Raw genomic sequence first — 16,852 nt, 5'->3', positions numbered from 1 at the left:
GCTGCACACGGGGTCGTGGCTCCCAGAAGGCTGCACCCCGTGCCGCACGATTGGAAACGTTATAAAAATGAACACGGACTGATGGGGTTAGAATGTTCCCATGAAGATTCGTGTCGCTACCTACAATATCCATAAGGGTGTCTCCTCGCTGCGCAGTACCCCCCGGGTGCTTGCGCTTAAGAAGGCGATTGCCGAGTTTCACGCCGATATCGTTTTCCTGCAGGAAGTGCAAGGGCGGCACGACCGCCATCACGCACGCTACGGCCAGCATAAACGCGAGACCCGCATCTGGCCGGAAGCCGCGCAATACGAATACTTTGCCGGCGAGTCGCATCACTCCGCCTATGGCATGAACGCCGTCTACGACCACGGCCACCATGGCAATGCCCTGCTCAGCTGTTTTCCGATCGAAAACTCGCATAACCACGACGTCTCCGACCACGCCTACGAGCAGCGCGGCATCCTGCACTGCGTGCTGGAAACGCCGGCGGGCAAGGTGCATTGCTATGTCGTCCACCTCGGCCTGTTCGAAGGCGGGCGCGGGCGCCAGACCGAACAGCTGATCGAAGCGGTCAACAAGTCGGCGCCGAACGGCGAGCCGGTCCTCATCGCCGGCGATTTCAACGACTGGCGCAATACCCTCAGCGAGCGCCTGCGCAATGCGCTCGGCGTGGTCGAGGTGTTCGACGAACTCGGGCCGAAATCGGCGCTGGGCGACATGGTGCGCGGCTGGGCCGGCCGCCAGCCGAGACTGGCGCCGGCACGCACCTTCCCGGCCGCGCTGCCCTGGTTCCGCCTCGACCGCATCTATGTGCGCGGCTTCAAGGTCGACAACGCCCAGGTGATGGCCGGCCCGATCTGGGCCAAGCTGTCGGACCATGCGCCCATCGTCGCCGAATTGCAGCTGGCCTGAAGCGATGCGCAGCGTTACCTATGTAGCGAACAACGACATCACCCTGCTGGAAACCGGACAACAGCTGTTCCCGGCGATGATCGCCGCGATCGACGCCGCCCGGCACGACATCCTGTTCGAAACCTATATCTTTGCCGAGGACGCCGTCGCGCGCGGCATCGAAGCGGCGCTGATTCGCGCAGCCGGGCGCGGCGTCAAGGTGCGGGTGCTGGTCGACTGGTTCGGCACCGGCCACCGCGCCTGCTGCCGCCGCGCCGAAGCCTTTGCCCAGGCCGGCGTCCAGTACCGCGTCTTCAACCCCTGGTTCAAGCGTGGCATCGCCCGCACCCACCGCAAGATCACGGTGGTCGACGGCGAAATTGCCTTTGTCGGCGGCATCAACATCAACGACGACATGCTGTGCGACTACGAGCCCTACCGGCCCTTGTCCGCCCCGCGCTGGGATTTCGCGGTGCAGGTACGCGGGCCGCTGCTGGCCCAGATCCACTTTGAAGCGCAGGCGCAATGGATGCGCGCCGGACGCCTCGATCTGCTCAGCCGCATCGAGCTGTTCCGCGAGACGCGGCGAGCGCCGCCCACCGAAGGCGCGCGCCCGATGCGCGCTGCCTTTGTCGTGCGCGACAACCTGCGCAACCGGAGGACCATCCAGCGCGCCTATTTACAAGCGATCGGCCAGGCCAGGAAAAGCGTGCTGCTGGCCAATCCGTATTTCGCGCCGGGCCGCAAGTTCCGCGAGGCCCTGGCCCAGGCCGCAAGGCGCGGCGTACAAGTGACGCTCCTGATCGGTGTCGGCGAATTCAAGATGCAGGATGCCGTCGCGCGTTCCTTCTATCCGAAGCTGCTCGCGGACGGCATCGACGTCGTGGAATACCGCAAGACGCAGTTGCACGCGAAGATCGCCGTGGTCGACGACGACTGGGCGACGGTCGGCTCCAGCAATTGCGACGGACTGTCCCTGTTCCTGAACCAGGAAGCGAATATCGTCGTGAAAAACGCCGCCTTTGCGCGCGCCGTGCGTACCCACATCGAGCGCGGCATTGCCGACGGCGAAGTGGTGCGCATGGAGGACTTCGAGGGCATCGGATGGGTGCGCCGCGTGCGCTATGAAATGGCTTACCTTCTCTATAAACTGACCATGCGCATTTTTGCTATCGGTTACGCATAAGGAAGAGCCAGACATGGATAACGTACGCATCGACAAGTGGCTGTGGGCCGCGCGTTTTTTCAAAACCCGTTCAATGGCGGCCGATGCCGTCGAGCGCGGGCGGGTGCGCATTGCCGGCGAACCGGTGAAGCCGGCGCGCGCCGTCAAGGTCGACGACAAGATTGCCATCGACAATGGTTCGGATCGCTGGGAAGTGGTGGTGCTCGGGATTTCCGATCAACGCGGCGCGGCGCCGATCGCGCGCGAGTTGTACCGGGAGACCGAGGAGAGCATCCAGCGCCGCGAGAACGATTCGGAGGCGAGAAGGTTGTTTCCGGAGCCGGGCAGTACGATCAAGGGCAGGCCGACCAAGCGGGACCGCCGGGCGATTTCGCGGGCCAGCGAGTAGGGTGGGCATGCCCACGCGGAACGTGATGTCATCGGCGGCGCCCAAAGCGAAGCCAACATGGTTCGACCGTTCGCGTGGGCACGGAGTGCCCACCCTACTGTAGCATCGGCACGGAGGGCCGATGCTACTAGAACCCCACCTCTAAGTTCCCGTTTGACATTCCACGCCTGATAGATAATAGTACGAGCGTTCGGATTTTTCGATTCACCCAGGGGAAACGTATCAACACTTCAGCAAAATTCATGCGCAAGGGCGAGCAGACGCGGGCGGCGATTCTCGACGTCGCGCTCGAGCTGGCCAGCCGTAATGGCCTCGAAGGCCTGACCATCGGCTTGCTCGCGGATCGCATGAACATGAGCAAGTCGGGCGTGTTTGCCCACTTCGGTTCGCGCGAAGATTTGCAGATGGAAGTGCTCAAGCTCTACCACCACCGTTTCGAACAGGAAGTGTTTTTCCCAAGCGTCAAGGAAGCACGCGGCTTGCCGCGCCTGGAATCGATGTTTGCACGCTGGGTCAAGCGGGTATCGGTCGAAATCGCATCGGGTTGCATTTATATCAGCGGCGCGGTGGAGTACGATGACCGGCCAGGCCCGATCCGCGAATCGCTGGTAGCGATGGTGCGTGCCTGGCAGGGCGCACTGCTGCGCGCCGTGCAGCAAAGCATCGACTGCGGCGACCTGCAAACGGGCGCCGACCCGCAGCAACTGGTCTACGAGATGTACGGGCTGATCCTGGCCCTGCACCACGACGCACGTTTCCTGCGCGTCCCCGGCGCGCTCGACCGCGCCAACCGCGGCTTCGCCCGGCTGATCGAGAATTACCGCAATCCGGTTCACAGCAAGCATTCAGATTAAATGCGGCCGGCCTCGCCGCCCGCTCTTCAGTTACAAACAAATCTCACCTTCATCAGGAGAACACCATGGGTCAGTACGTCGCGCCAATCCGGGATATGCAGTTTGTGCTGCATGAATTCCTCAACGTCACCGAAGAATTCAAGAACCTGCCCGCCTACCAGGAAATCGACGCCGACATCATCAACCAGGTGCTGGAAGAAGGCGCGAAGTTCACCCAGGAAGTGCTGTTCCCGCTGAACCACTCGGGCGACCGCGAAGGCTGCCATTTCGACGCCGCCACCAAGACCGTGACCACCCCGAAGGGTTTCAAGGAAGCCTATAAACAGTACGTCGAAGGCGGCTGGGCGGCGCTGGCCTGCGATCCGGAATACGGCGGCCAGGGTCTGCCGGTTTCGCTGAACAATTCGTTCTACGAAATGCTGAACTCGGCCAACCAGGCCTGGACCATGTACCCGGGCCTGTCGCACGGCGCCTACGAGTGCCTGAAGGAACACGGCACGGACGAGCAGAAGCAGTTCTACCTGCCGAAGCTGGTCTCGGGCGAGTGGACCGGCACCATGTGCCTGACCGAAGCGCATTGCGGTACCGACCTGGGCCTCTTGCGCTCGAAGGCCGAGCCGCAGGGCGACGGCACCTATAAAATCACCGGCTCCAAGATTTTCATTTCCGCCGGCGAACACGACGTTGCCGAAAACATCATCCATCTGGTGCTGGCGCGCCTGCCGGACGCACCGGAAGGTTCGAAAGGCATCTCGCTGTTCCTGGTGCCGAAATTCCTGCCGAACGCGGACGGCTCGCTGGGCGAACGCAACCCGATCTTCTGCGGCGCCATCGAAGAAAAGATGGGCATCCACGGCAACGCCACCTGCCAGATGAACCTGGACGGCGCCGTCGGCACCCTGATCGGCCAGCCGCATAAAGGCCTGAACGCGATGTTCGTGTTCATGAACGCCGCCCGCCTCGGCGTCGGCATGCAGTCGCTCGGCCTGACCGAAGTCGCTTACCAGAACGCCCTGGTCTACGCCAAGGACCGCATCCAGATGCGCAGCCTGTCGGGCCCGAAGGCACCGGACAAGCCAGCCGACCCGATCATCGTGCACCCGGACGTGCGCCGCATGTTACTCACTGCTAAAGCCTACGCCGAAGGCGCGCGTGCAGTGTGCTCGTATGTCGCGCTGCAGATCGACCGCGAACTGAACCACCCGGACGAAGATGTCCGCAAGGAAGCCGCCGGCGAAGTCGCGCTGCTGACCCCGATCGTTAAAGCCTTCATCACCGACAACGGCTGGATCGCCACCTCGGAAGCGATGCAGGTCTACGGCGGCCACGGCTACATCAGCGAGTGGGGCATGGAGCAATATGTGCGCGATGCGCGCATCAACATGATCTACGAAGGCACCAACACCATCCAGTCGCTGGACCTGCTGGGCCGTAAGATCCTGATGGACAACGGCGCCAAGCTGCGCGCCTTCGGCGAGAAGATCAAGGCATTCGTCGAAGAGAACGGCCTCGACGAGGCGATGTCCGAATTCGTGACCCCGCTGGGCGAACTCGGCGACAAGGTCGGCAAGCTGACCATGGAAATCGGCATGAAGGCATTCACGAACCAGGACGAAGTCGGCGCCGCTGCCGTGCCTTACCTGCGCGTCGTGGGCCACATGGTGTTCTCGTACTTCTTCGCGCAGATGGCGAAGATCGCGCTGTCCAAGCAGGATTCCGATGACAAGTTCTATGCATCGAAGCTGGCCACCGCGCGCTTCTACTTTGCCCGCCTGTACCCGGAAACCGCGATGCTGATCCGCCAGGCACGCTCGGGTTCCGCCAACCTGATGGCGCTCGACGCCGACCTGTTCTAAGAACGCAAGGGATAAAAACCATGACCAATTTCACCGTCAAGAAAGTCGCCGTGCTGGGCGCGGGCGTGATGGGCGCGCAGATCGCTGCGCACTGCGTCAACGCCAAGGTGCCTGTCGTGCTGTTCGACCTGCCGGCCAAGGAAGGCCCGAAGAACGGCATCGTGCTGCGCGCCATCGAGAACCTCAAAAAACTGTCGCCGGCCCCGCTGGGCAACAAGGATGACGCATCGCTGATCGAAGTCGCCAACTACGAAGACAACCTCGACGTGCTGGCCGGCTGCGACCTGATCATCGAAGCGATCGCCGAGCGCATGGACTGGAAGCACGACCTGTACGCCAAGGTCGCGCCGCACATCGCCCAAAACGCGATCTTCGCCTCGAACACCTCGGGCCTGTCGATCAACAAGCTGGCCGAAGGTTTCGATGAGAACCTGAAGGCGCGCTTCTGCGGCGTCCACTTCTTCAACCCGCCGCGCTACATGCACCTGGTCGAGCTGATCCCGACCACGTCGACCAATCCGGAAATCCTCGACCAGCTCGAGACCTTCCTGACATCGACCCTCGGTAAAGGCGTCGTGCGCGCCAAGGACACGCCGAACTTCATCGCCAACCGCGTCGGCATCTTCGGCATGCTGGCCACCATCCACGAAGCCGAAAAATTCGGCCTGTCGGTGGACGTGGTCGACGACTTGACCGGCGCCAAGCTGGGCCGCGCGAAGTCGGGCACCTTCCGTACCGCCGATGTCGTCGGCCTGGACACGATGGGCCACGTGATCAAGACCATGCAGGACACCCTGCAGGACGATCCGTTCTTCAGCGTGTACAAGACGCCTGAAGTCCTGTCGAAACTGATCGAGAAGGGCGCCCTGGGCCAGAAGAGCGGCGGCGGCTTCTACAAGAAAGTCGGCAAGGACATCCAGCGCCTCGATTTTGCGACCGGCGAATACGTCGCAGGCGGCGGCAAGGCAGCCGACATCGTCGCGCGCATCCTGAAGGAAAAGGACCCGGTCAAGAAGTTCAAGGCGCTGCGCGAATCGACCAACCCGCAGGCGCAGTTCCTGTGGGCGATCTACCGCGACGCCTTCCACTACATCGCAGTGCACCTCGACACCATCGCCGACAACGCGCGCGACATCGACTTCGCGATGCGCTGGGGCTTCGGCTGGAGCGTCGGTCCGTTCGAGACCTGGCAAGCCGCCGGCTGGACCCAGATCGCGCAGTGGGTCAAGGAAGACATCGATAGCGGCAAGGCGCTGACCAACACCCCGCTGCCAGCATGGGTCTTCGAGGGACAAGTCGCCGAGAAGGGCGTGCACACCGTCGAGGGTTCGTACTCGGCCGCATCGAACAGCTATGTGCCGCGCTCGACCCTGGCCGTGTACGAGCGCCAGGCCTTCCGTGCACCGGTGCTGGGCGCAGGCGTCACCGACGCGAAAACCGCCGGCACCACCGTGTTCGAGGACGACTCGGTGCGCCTGTGGCACACCGGCGACGAGGTCCTGATCATTTCGCTCAAGACCAAGATGCACGTCATCGGCGACGGCGTGATCCAGGGCCTGAAGCGCGGTCTCGCAGAGGCCGAGAAGAACTTCAAGGGCCTGGTGATCTGGAATACCGACGCCACCGAAGGCGGCGCCTTCTCGGCCGGCGCGGACCTGCAATCGGCCCTGCCTGCCTTCATGGCCGGCGGCGCGAAAGCGATGGACCCGATCGTCAAGGAACTGCAGGACACCTTCATGCAGATGAAGTACTCGAACGTGCCGGTCGTGGCGGCTGTCGCCGGCCTGGCGCTGGGCGGCGGCTGCGAGATGGCCCTGCACGCGTCGAAGCGTGTCGCCTCGATCGAGTCCTATATCGGCCTGGTCGAAGTTGGCGTCGGCCTGGTGCCGGCCGGCGGCGGCCTGAAGGAAGCGGCAGTGCGCGCCTTCACGGAAGCCAAGGGCAACGACATCCTGCAATTCCTGAAGACCGGTTTCACCAACGCCGCCACCGCGCAGGTGTCGAAGTCGGCACTGGAAGCGAAGGCAATGGGTTACCTGAAGGAAGACGACATCATCGTCTTCAACGCCTACGAGCTGCTGCACGTGGCGAAGGTCCAGGCGCGCGCGATGTTCGACGCCGGCTACCGCGCACCGCTGCAGCGCCCTGTGACCGTGACCGGCCGCTACGGCTGGGCGACGATCCGCGGCCAGCTGGTCAACATGCGTGACGGCGGCTTCATCTCGGCCCACGACTACAAGCTGGGCGACATGATCGCCGAGATCGTGACCGGCGGCGACGTCGACCAGGGCAGCGTGGTGTCGGAGCAGTGGCTGCTCGACATGGAACGTAAAGCCTTCATCGAACTGCTGAACAACCCGAAGACGCAAGAGCGGATCATGGGCATGATGCAGACCGGCAAGCCAGTGCGGAACTAATCAAGGACGAATGACATGAGCAAACAACTTCAAGACGCATACATCGTCGCAGCGACCCGCACCCCGATCGGCAAGGCGCCACGCGGCATGTTCAAGACCACCCGTCCGGACGACCTGCTGGTCGCCGCGATCCGCGGTGCGATGGCCGCCGTGCCGAACCTGGACCCGGCACTGATCGTCGACGCCATCGTCGGCTGCTCGTTCCCGGAAGCGGAGCAGGGTTTTAATATCGCCCGTAATTCGGTGGTGCTGGCCGGCCTGCCGAACACGGTCGGCGGCGTGACCGTCAACCGCTACTGCGCCTCGGGCATCACCGCCCTGGCGATGGCGGCCGACCGCATCCGCGTCGGCGAAGCCGACGTGATGATCGCCGGCGGTGTCGAATCGATGTCGATGGTGCCGATGATGGGCCACCACCCGTCGATCAACATGGACACCTTTAAGGACGAGAACGTGGGCCTGGCCTACGGCATGGGCCTGACCGCAGAGAAGGTCGCCCAGCAGTGGAAAGTGTCGCGCGAAGACCAGGACGCATTCGGCCTGGAATCGCACCGCCGCGCCATCGCGGCCCAGCAGGCAGGCCTGTTCAAGGACGAGATCACCCCGGTCGAGATCATCACCCGCACGCCGAACCTGGCGACCGGCGAGATCTCGGTCAAGCGCCGCACCGTCGACCTCGACGAAGGCCCGCGCGCCGACGCCAGCCCGGAAGGCATGGCCAAGCTCAAGCCCGTCTTCGCGGCGAAAGGCACCGTCACCGCCGCGACCTCGTCGCAGATGTCGGACGGCGCCGGCGCCCTGATCGTCGTCAGCGAGAAGATCCTGCGCGAGCACAACCTGACTCCGCTCGCTAAATTCTCCTCGTTCGCCGTGCGCGGCGTGCCGCCGGAGATCATGGGCATCGGCCCGAAGGTCGCGATTCCTGCGGCGCTGGCCGCCGCCGGCATCACCCAGGACCAGCTGGACTGGATCGAACTGAACGAAGCCTTTGCCGCGCAGGCATTGGCCGTGATCCGCGACCTCGGCCTGGACACCAGCAAGGTCAACCCGATGGGCGGCGCGATCGCCCTCGGCCACCCGCTGGGCGCAACCGGTGCCATCCGCGCCGCGACCGTCGTGCACGCACTGCGCCGCAATAACCTGAAATACGGCATGGTGACGATGTGCGTCGGTGCCGGCATGGGCGCGGCCGGTATCATCGAGCGCGTTTAATTGTGAACAGTGGCCGTGTCAGCGTGTTCGTTGATGCGGCCGGCACGTATCACCGCGTGGGCACGAGTGCCCACCCTACGGCCGTCGCGTAACGTAGGGTGGGCACTTGTGCCCACGCGTTTTCGTGCTTCTGAAAACCCGGGAGACAAAAACATCATGAGCATTCAAACGACCAAAACCAACGGTGTTCTGACCATCGAATTCGACCGCCTCGAGCGCAAGAACGCCATCACCGGCGCCATGTATTCGACCATGGCCGAGGCGCTCCTCGACGCCGAGCAGGACCCGCAAGTACGCGCCGTCCTCATCACCGGCAAGCCAGAGATTTTCACCGCCGGTAACGACCTCGACGACTTCCTGAACAACGCCGGCGACGGCGCCATGACCGAAGACCGTCCGGTCTTCCAGTTCATGAAAGCGCTGGAGGGCTGCACCAAGCCGGTCGTCGCCGCCGTCGCCGGCGCCGCGGTCGGCATCGGCACCACGATGCTGATGCACTGCGACCTGGTCTATTGCGCCGACAACGCCAGGTTCTCGATGCCGTTTACCCAGCTCGGCCTGTGCCCGGAATTCGCCTCGTCCCTGCTCGTCGCGCAAGCCGCCGGCTACACCCGCGCCGCCGAGAAGCTGATGCTGGGCGAAGCGTTTACGGCGCAGGAAGCCTTCGAGATGGGCATCGTTGCCAAAGTGCTTCCGGCCGCCGAGCTGCTCGCCTTCGCGCAGGGCCAGGCGATGAAACTGGTGGCGCTGCCTGCCGCCTCGATCCGCGCCACCAAGGCCCTGATGCGCCGTCCGCGCGCGGCCATCGTCGCTGAGACGATGAATGTCGAAAACAAGCAGTTCGGCGCCATGCTGGTCGGTGCCGAGGCGAAGGAAGCGTTCACGGCTTTCTTCCAGAAGCGCAAGCCGGACTTTTCGAAGTTCGATTGAGCAAAATCAGGGACAGGGATGACATTCGGACACGCACTCAACTGTAGCGCTGCAGTGAGGCGGAGGTCATGTCCGAATGTCGGACCTGGCGCCAGCAGGGATGCTGCTGCCGGGCGGTGAGACTGTTTCGCGGCGTTCGGTGAGCCAGGCCAGAAACGCGTCCTTGTCCATCGGCCGCGCGATGTAATAGCCCTGCAGCGCCCAGATATTCATCTTCGCCAGCGTGGCGCGTTGCGTCTCGTTTTCAACACCCTCTGCGACCACCTGCATGTCCATGTGGCGCGCAATGCGGACGATCGTCTCGACCAGGTCGGTATCGCGGGCGTTCATGCCCAGGTTCTTGACGAAGCTCTGGTCGATTTTTAGTTCATCGATCGGCAGCCGGCGCAGGTAGGACAAGGACGCATACCCGGTGCCGAAGTCATCGATGCTGAAGCGTAAGCCGAGAGCGCGCAAGGCGTTAATCCGCGCGATGGCGTCGTTCAGGTCGTGGATGAACAGGCTTTCCGTTATTTCAAGCGTCAGGCGGGAGGCGTCCGCCCCGGCGTTCGCGAGGATGTCCTGGACGTGGCTATCGAAACCTCTCTGGTTGATTTGCCAGTTACTGATATTCACGGAAATGTGGCCGTCAAAGGCCGGGACGTTTCGGGCCAGCTGTCCAACCTGTTCACACGCCTGCTGTAACACCCATGTTCCCAGGTCGTGAACGAAGCCGCTCCGTTCCGCGATCGGGATGAAGACAGCGGGCGAAACGAACCCTTTGCCGGGATGCCGCCAGCGCAGCAATGCTTCGGCACCGAGGACATTGCCCTGAAAATCCACTTGAGGCTGGTAATAGAGTTGGAATTCGCCTCGCTTCAGGCCAATGCGCATGTCGCGCTCGAGCTCGTGCTTCTCTGCCAGTTCGGTCTGCATCCCGGATTCATATAGCTGGATGCTGCCGCGCCCGGCGGACTTGGCACGCGCCAGCGCCATTTCCGCGCATTGCAGAGGCTTCTTTGCCAACGGGGAGGGGTAGGCGAATACCGAAATGCCGGCACATGCCCCAACGTCAAGCGTCCTGTCATTGAACGCGAATGGTTGGGACAAGATATGCAGGCAGCGACTTGCAATGTCGCATGCCACCTCCGTCGGCTCGCGTGTATCGAAGGCAAGATCGGGAAACAGGAAACTGAATTCGTCTCCACCATAGCGAGTAAGTAATCCGCCTTCTATGTCGGAAGCTCCCAGCCTCTGTGCCACCAGCTGTAGGACGGTGTCGCCCACGTCATGTCCAAGCACATTGTTGATGGTCTTGAAGTCGTCCAGGCCAAGCATGATCAGCGCGCCGTGCTTGCTGCCGGTTTCCTGTCGCAACACCAGATCGAGCTGTTCGTCCAGCTTGGCGCGGTTGGGGAGCCCGGTCAGGCTGTCGCGAAAGCCGATTTGCCGGATATATTCTTCGGTCCTTTCGCGTAGCGTGATTTGGTGCTGCAGCTGTTTGGAAGTCCTTTCCAATGCACGGTTCATTTCGTGCAGATCCATTCCCAGCGAGAAGTTCATGAACAGGATCAGCCCGAAGTAGGCAATGCCGCCCAAATAGAGAAACTGGACACGCCCAAGGTCGACCAGCAAACTCGATACCGACGCCGCCAGCATGGCCAGTAGCGCCAGGCCCAGCAGGATTGCAGCGCGTCGGGCGCCATGCCGGTAGAGATGGGCGGACCTGGCCAGGCCCCATAGCAGGACCGTCGTCGTCAGGCACCTGGAAACGATATTCCAGCGACTGATGCTCCCATAACGCAGTGCGAAAGTTTCCCCCCAGGGCATCGATTGCACTCGTACGCTATCCAGGGAGTCGAAGCGCAAGCTATAGGGCATGGCGAAATTGAGGGCGACGAGACCGGCGCTGGCGATCGTCATCAGCAACAGCCAGCGGCGGTAGCGTTCCTGTCCGGTATAGATCGCGATGAATCCAAACAGGGCCGGATAAAATGCCAGCGCAAACGCCACGCGCCACTGCGTGAGCCGGGCCGTGACCGCGGGCGCGTCTGCCATATAGAAGCGGTGATCGACCAGGAACAAAAGCGTTACGGCGATACTCATCGCAGCGTAAAAACTGTACAGGCCACGACGATAGCCGGAGAAGACAACGAGCAGAGCCTGCATGGCCGTATAAGCGGAAATTGCCGCTGCCAGCAGAAATGCGAGGGGGACCAACTGCATCTGTCCCGGTTCGTTCAGCATGAGATTCATGGGCGCTCCGGCATCGGTGATCGATCGGCGGCAGGAAGTGAGCCGCGATGCCTGACTCGGTCGAGCGCAATTGCAGCGTAGTCATTGATGTCTCGTCCCCAGTCTACCCGCAGTGGATAGGAGAGACAAGGCAAGGCACGCCTGAATCGTGCTACCGAAAGGCGCGATGTTCCAGGAAACAAAAAGGGGCAAAACTGCCGCGTGACAAAACCTGACCCCGAAAAGAAATCTTTCCGGCACCAACGCCCATGTACGCAGGCAGGTCTGCCCTGGGGGCTAGTAATCCGTGCTAGCGGAGCTCAGGCGATCCGCGACGACGGCGGTCACCACCGCCTGCAGCACGTGGATCGCCCAGCGCTCGCCGGCCTTGCGCGGGCCCGCTTTGATCTCGCCTTGCGTGATGCCGAGCACCGGTGCGATGGCGCCGATGTTGACGGCGTACAGCGCCGTGCCGTACAGCGCACCGAGTGCGACCGGCGAGACCGAAGGCGCGAGATCCTGGATCTTGGCGTAGCCCGCACCGAAGGCGGCCGAGGCGCCCAGGTGATTGACGAACTCGACGACGCTGGTGCCGGTGTCGCCGATCACCGCGCGCGAACCCGTCTTGTCGTCGATCCAGTCGACGGCATCCCGGTCCAGCGTCTTGGTCAATACGCCGCTCTTGCGGCCCGCAAACATCACTGCGCTCGTCACCACTCCCGCGATGACTCCGCCTACCATGGCGGCGATCTGTCGTTGCATGAACGCTCTCCTGTAAAAGTTGAATCGACGGCGGCGGTGCCCGCACTGCCGGGGTTGTCTTGCGACATTACCCCGCCGCGCCGCGTGCTTCGGTTCGATATCGTACGGAGTGGCGCCAGGCGGCGCGACAGGCAGTGCGCGTCCGCTGCCCAGTCGAACTACTTCCCTTCAGAAGCAAGAGCCAGCGGTGCCGGTGCATACAAGGCACTCTGGAAATCAGGAACATATTCGTACTTCAGCATCTTCCCCAGCTTCAGCGCCTTGATATAGGCCGACAAGCTTCCCTCTCCCAGCCTCAGCGTGACGGCCTCTTTCTCCTTGCTCGACGCATGCTGAAGTTGGCGGGAAACGGCGTAGCCGGAAGTCAGTCGATCCTGTCGATCGGTATTGATAAAACTGTTTTTGACGAGCGTGACCTCGTTCGACAGATCGGGCAGTTTGCGGCCCTCGAAGACGACGTCGGTCTTGCCCGTCCCGCTATCGGCAATGGCAAAGGCAAAATTGGGCGAATACGTCTCGAAGCCGACATCGACCCTGGTCTTGGGAAGCGTCCTGAACCAGCCCAGGTCCAGCTCCGGCGCCGCGGCCTGGATCACGGAAAGGGGAGGATTCGATCGATATGAAGATTTCAGTGGATTCCATGAGGTGGCCAAGGCCCCTCACTCATGGTGCGCGGGTGTCGTCGTGTGCCGCCAGGCGGCACCATCGTTCACCCTGGACGCGATCCTAGGCTTCAAGCAAACTTGAAGGTCAAGCGAAAAATTCAGGAAAGTTTTTTCTGGTCTGGAATGCCGACCGTGTCCATGACCCTGGCCGCATTCTCCTCGCAGGCCATGTCGTCCGGTTTCGAGTTGATGAGCTCGATGAGGGTGCGCAGATGCGCCTTGTTTTGCGCCAGCCGCAGCTCCATCGATTCGATGTCCTCCAGTTTCTTCGTCAGCATGGCGACCAGCTCGTCATGCCGCCAGTTGGTGGAGTTGGCAGGCAGTACCTGCCTGATTTCGTCGAGCGTAAAGCCGGTCTGTTGGGCATTGATGATGATCGACAGGATGGCGACGGCTTCGAGCGGATACTCCCGGTAACCGTTGGACAGGCGGCCTACCGATTTCAACAATCCTTTCGATTCGTAGAAGCGGATCGTCGATGGGGTGAGGCCGGTACGTTTGGCGAGCTCGCTGATTTTCATGGGGGTCTCGTGGGGAAAAACGGAAAAACGGTGCATGCCGACTCTACACGTGAAGTTAACTTGAATGTCAACAGGGTCGGCGAAGTGCGTCGCGTGGAGATTACGCGACACAATAATTTTTCGCTTGACCTTCAAGTTCACTTGAACCTTAGGATGCTCCATATTGCACACAAGGAGCATCGAATGAACCCATTTTCCCCACTGACTTTGCCAAACGGCACCGTTATCCCGAATCGATTCGCTAAGGCGGCGATGGAGGAAAACCTGGCCGATGCCGACCATGCGCCCTCCGACGACTTGATCCGCCTGTACCGGACCTGGGCCGAGGGCGGGGTCGGCTTGATGATCACCGGAAACGTCATGGTCGATCGCCGTGCCATGACCGGACCCGGTGGCGTCGTGCTCGAATCCGGGGAACACCAGGCGCGCTTCCAGCGCTGGGCCGAATTTGCCCGCGCCCGCGGCGCCCAGATCTGGATGCAGATTAATCACCCGGGGCGCCAGATGCCGGCCGCCCTGGGCCAGGATACGGTCGCTCCTTCTGCCGTTCCTATGGACATGGGGAATTTCTCGAAGCAGTTTACGGCGCCTCGTGAAATGACGGAGCGCGAGATCAAGGAAGTCAGGGAGCGCTTCGTCAACGCGGCGGTGCTGGCCGAACAAGCCGGTTTCAATGGGGTGCAGGTGCATGCGGCCCATGGCTACCTGGTCAGCCAGTTCCTGTCGCCGATCACGAACCGGCGTACCGACCGCTGGGGCGGCGCGCTCGAGAACCGGGCGCGCCTGCTGGTCGACATCGTCAAGGACATCCGCGGCCGCGTCGGTCCGGCCTTTGCGCTCTCGGTCAAGCTCAACTCGGCGGACTTCCAGCGCGGCGGTTTCAGTCCCGAGGACGCCAGGCAAGTCGTCTCGCTGCTCAATCCGCTCGGCGTCGACCTGATCGAGATTTCCGGCGGCAGCTACGAGGCGCCGGCCATGCACGGCCAGGCGCGCGACGGCCGCACCCTGGCGCGGGAAGCGTATTTTCTCGAGTTCGCCCGGGACATCGCCGCGGTCGCCCGCATGCCGGTCATGGTCACCGGCGGGATTCGCCGCATGCCCGTTGCCGAGCAGGTGCTGGACAGCGGCGTCGCCATGGTCGGGATCGGCACCGCGCTGGCCCTGAACCCGAACCTGCCGCGCGAATGGCAAGCGGGCAAGTCCAGCGCGCCGATGCTGCGTGCGATCGCATGGAAGAGCAAGGTATTGGCATCGCTGGCCTACATGGCGATGGTCAAGCACCAGATGCGCCGCCTGAGCAAAGGGAAGTCGACGAACCCCGGCGTCGGGCCGGCATTTGCCTTCATCGAACAGCAGCTCGACACGATGATTAAAACGCGCCGCTACCGCCGCTGGATCGGGCGCCAGGCGACTTGAACAGGAGTTTCCATGACCGCAATGCCCAAAATACTCCCTGAGGAGCTGATGCACATGACGCTGCTGCGCCAGCGCAGCGCCTTTCTCGCGGAGGGGCCGCCCACGCTCGCCGAACGCAAGGACAGCCTGAAGCGGCTGCGCGCCCTGGTCCTCGATTACCGGACCGAACTCGAGAGCGCGATCAGCCTCGACTTCGGACACCGGTCCCGCCATGAGACCGGTCTCATGGAGCTGATGGGGGTGGTCGGGGCCATCGATTACCTGCTGCGCCACCTGCGCCGCTTCATGCAGGCCGAGCGCAGGCACGTCGCCCTGTCGTACCGGCCGGGCCGCGCTTATGTGACGTACCAGCCCAAAGGCGTGATCGGCATCATGGCGCCCTGGAACTATCCCTTCTCGCTGGCGATGATCCCGCTCGCAACCGCGCTGGCCGCGGGAAACCGCGCCATGATCAAGCCGTCCGAACTGACGCCGCGCACGAGCGAACTGATGAAGCGGATGCTGGCTACTGGTTTCGCGACGGACGAAGTGGCGGTGGTGCTGGGCGGCCCCGAGGTCGGGGCGCAGTTCAGCGGCCTGGCCTTCGATCATCTGGTCTTTACCGGGAGCACGGAAGTGGGGCGCAAGGTCATGAAGGCCGCGAGCGACAACCTGGTGCCGGTCACGCTCGAACTCGGCGGCAAGAGCCCGGCAGTCGTCGCGCCGGGGCAGTGCGACGCGCGTACGGTGTCGAGCCTGGTGTTCGGCAAATTGTCGAATGCCGGGCAAACCTGTGTGGCGCCGGATTACGCCATGGTGCATGTGGACGATTTGGCGCAGTTCGTCGCGCGCTACCAGGATGCGGTGTCCGCCTTCTATCCCGAGGGCCCGACCGCCGCCGACTACACCTCGATCGTCAGCGAGCGCCACCTCGCGCGGCTGCGCGGGCTGCTGGACGATGCCCGGGACAAGGGCGCCACCGTGATCGAAGCAGGGGTCGATCCCGCCAGCGCGGCCAGGCGCATTCGGACGCTCGCGCCGACGTTGGTCCTGAACGTCGACGACAGCATGAACATCATGCGAGAAGAGATATTCGGCCCCATCCTGCCGGTGCTCTCCTACCGTACCCTGGACGAGGTCGTCGACTACGTGAACGCGCGTCCGCGGCCGCTCGCACTCTATTATTTCGGCCCGGACGACAGCAATTGCAGGAGCCTGTTGCGGCGCACGACTTCAGGCAATGTCGGCATCAACAATACCTTGATGCATGTTGCGCAGGACGACTTGCCCTTCGGCGGAGTGGGGCCGAGCGGCATCGGCGCCTATCACGGCATCGAGGGCTTCAGGGCCATGAGCCATGGGAAGGGAGTCTATGCGCAAGGACGCTGGAGTCTCGCACGGCTGCTGCATGCCCCTTTCGGACGCATTGCCGACAGGATGCTGGCGCTGTACCTGGGCCGCGGCGGCAAGGGCCGGCAGCGGCCGGCGCCCCGCCAGGTGACGGAGGGGGAATCTGGTGCCGGTATGTTTCCCGACCGCCGGCGCCGGTAGGGCAGCGAC

14 protein-coding genes are annotated in these 16,852 nt (G+C 62.9%); 10 read left to right on the top strand and 4 right to left on the bottom strand.

The window, feature by feature from the left end; translation table 11 throughout:
- Positions 1-100 precede the first annotated feature (100 nt).
- The 8 genes from LPB04_RS03350 (at position 101) to LPB04_RS03315 (ending at position 9,735) form a co-directional block, all read left to right on the top strand.
- Positions 101-913 carry an endonuclease/exonuclease/phosphatase family protein gene (locus LPB04_RS03350; protein WP_193687376.1) on the top strand — a complete coding sequence of 271 codons (813 nt, stop codon included), beginning with the start codon at positions 101-103 and terminating at the stop codon, positions 911-913.
- 4 nt (positions 914-917) lie between these two features.
- Positions 918-2,078, top strand: coding sequence for a cardiolipin synthase ClsB (clsB, locus tag LPB04_RS03345; RefSeq protein ID WP_193688842.1), 1,161 nt, complete (start codon positions 918-920; stop codon positions 2,076-2,078).
- 13 nt (positions 2,079-2,091) lie between these two features.
- A complete protein-coding gene (locus tag LPB04_RS03340) occupies positions 2,092-2,466 on the top strand; it encodes an RNA-binding S4 domain-containing protein (RefSeq protein WP_193687375.1) in 375 nt (124 codons plus the stop codon).
- Positions 2,467-2,708: 242 nt separating this feature from the next.
- Positions 2,709-3,320, top strand: a complete 612-nt coding sequence (locus LPB04_RS03335) for a TetR/AcrR family transcriptional regulator (RefSeq protein WP_193687374.1) — start codon at positions 2,709-2,711, stop codon at positions 3,318-3,320.
- Between the two features lie 65 nt (positions 3,321-3,385).
- Positions 3,386-5,176: an acyl-CoA dehydrogenase C-terminal domain-containing protein gene (locus tag LPB04_RS03330; protein ID WP_193687373.1), complete on the top strand. Its 1,791-nt coding sequence runs from the start codon at positions 3,386-3,388 to the stop codon at positions 5,174-5,176.
- 20 nt (positions 5,177-5,196) lie between these two features.
- Positions 5,197-7,593: a 3-hydroxyacyl-CoA dehydrogenase/enoyl-CoA hydratase family protein gene (locus tag LPB04_RS03325; protein ID WP_193687372.1), complete on the top strand. Its 2,397-nt coding sequence runs from the start codon at positions 5,197-5,199 to the stop codon at positions 7,591-7,593.
- Between the two features lie 15 nt (positions 7,594-7,608).
- Positions 7,609-8,805 (top strand): acetyl-CoA C-acyltransferase, encoded by a 1,197-nt coding sequence (locus tag LPB04_RS03320; protein WP_193687371.1) that lies wholly within the window; start codon positions 7,609-7,611, stop codon positions 8,803-8,805.
- A 156-nt stretch (positions 8,806-8,961) separates the two neighbouring features.
- Complete coding sequence (locus tag LPB04_RS03315; protein WP_193687370.1) at positions 8,962-9,735, top strand: enoyl-CoA hydratase; 774 nt, start codon at positions 8,962-8,964, stop codon at positions 9,733-9,735.
- Positions 9,736-9,801: 66 nt separating this feature from the next.
- Here the strand turns inward: LPB04_RS03315 and LPB04_RS03310 are convergent, their stop codons facing one another.
- The 4 genes from LPB04_RS03310 to LPB04_RS03295 all read right to left on the bottom strand — a co-directional run bounded on the left by LPB04_RS03310 (position 9,802) and on the right by LPB04_RS03295 (position 13,897).
- Positions 9,802-11,970 carry a putative bifunctional diguanylate cyclase/phosphodiesterase gene (locus tag LPB04_RS03310; protein ID WP_193687369.1) on the bottom strand — a complete coding sequence of 723 codons (2,169 nt, stop codon included), beginning with the start codon at positions 11,968-11,970 and terminating at the stop codon, positions 9,802-9,804.
- A gap of 276 nt (positions 11,971-12,246) precedes the next feature.
- The gene (locus tag LPB04_RS03305) at positions 12,247-12,711 is read right to left on the bottom strand and encodes a hypothetical protein (protein ID WP_193687368.1); all 465 of its coding nucleotides are present in this window, start codon (positions 12,709-12,711) and stop codon (positions 12,247-12,249) included.
- Between the two features lie 158 nt (positions 12,712-12,869).
- Positions 12,870-13,307, bottom strand: a complete 438-nt coding sequence (locus LPB04_RS03300; RefSeq protein WP_227496603.1) for a hypothetical protein — start codon at positions 13,305-13,307, stop codon at positions 12,870-12,872.
- A gap of 167 nt (positions 13,308-13,474) precedes the next feature.
- Entirely contained in the window at positions 13,475-13,897 is a 423-nt protein-coding gene (locus LPB04_RS03295) for a MerR family transcriptional regulator (RefSeq protein ID WP_193687366.1), read from the bottom strand.
- Positions 13,898-14,080: 183 nt separating this feature from the next.
- Between LPB04_RS03295 and LPB04_RS03290 the strand changes: the two genes are divergently transcribed.
- Positions 14,081-15,313, top strand: coding sequence for an NADH:flavin oxidoreductase/NADH oxidase family protein (locus LPB04_RS03290; protein WP_193687365.1), 1,233 nt, complete (start codon positions 14,081-14,083; stop codon positions 15,311-15,313).
- Between the two features lie 12 nt (positions 15,314-15,325).
- The gene (locus LPB04_RS03285) at positions 15,326-16,843 is read left to right on the top strand and encodes a coniferyl aldehyde dehydrogenase (RefSeq protein ID WP_193687364.1); all 1,518 of its coding nucleotides are present in this window, start codon (positions 15,326-15,328) and stop codon (positions 16,841-16,843) included.
- Positions 16,844-16,852: the final 9 nt, after the last annotated feature.

Origin of the sequence: Massilia litorea (assembly GCF_015101885.1) — a bacterium.
GTDB lineage: Bacteria > Pseudomonadota > Gammaproteobacteria > Burkholderiales > Burkholderiaceae_D > Telluria > Telluria litorea.
Note: the sequence above shows the minus strand (reverse complement) of the source record. Positions and strands in the feature narration are given on the sequence as shown.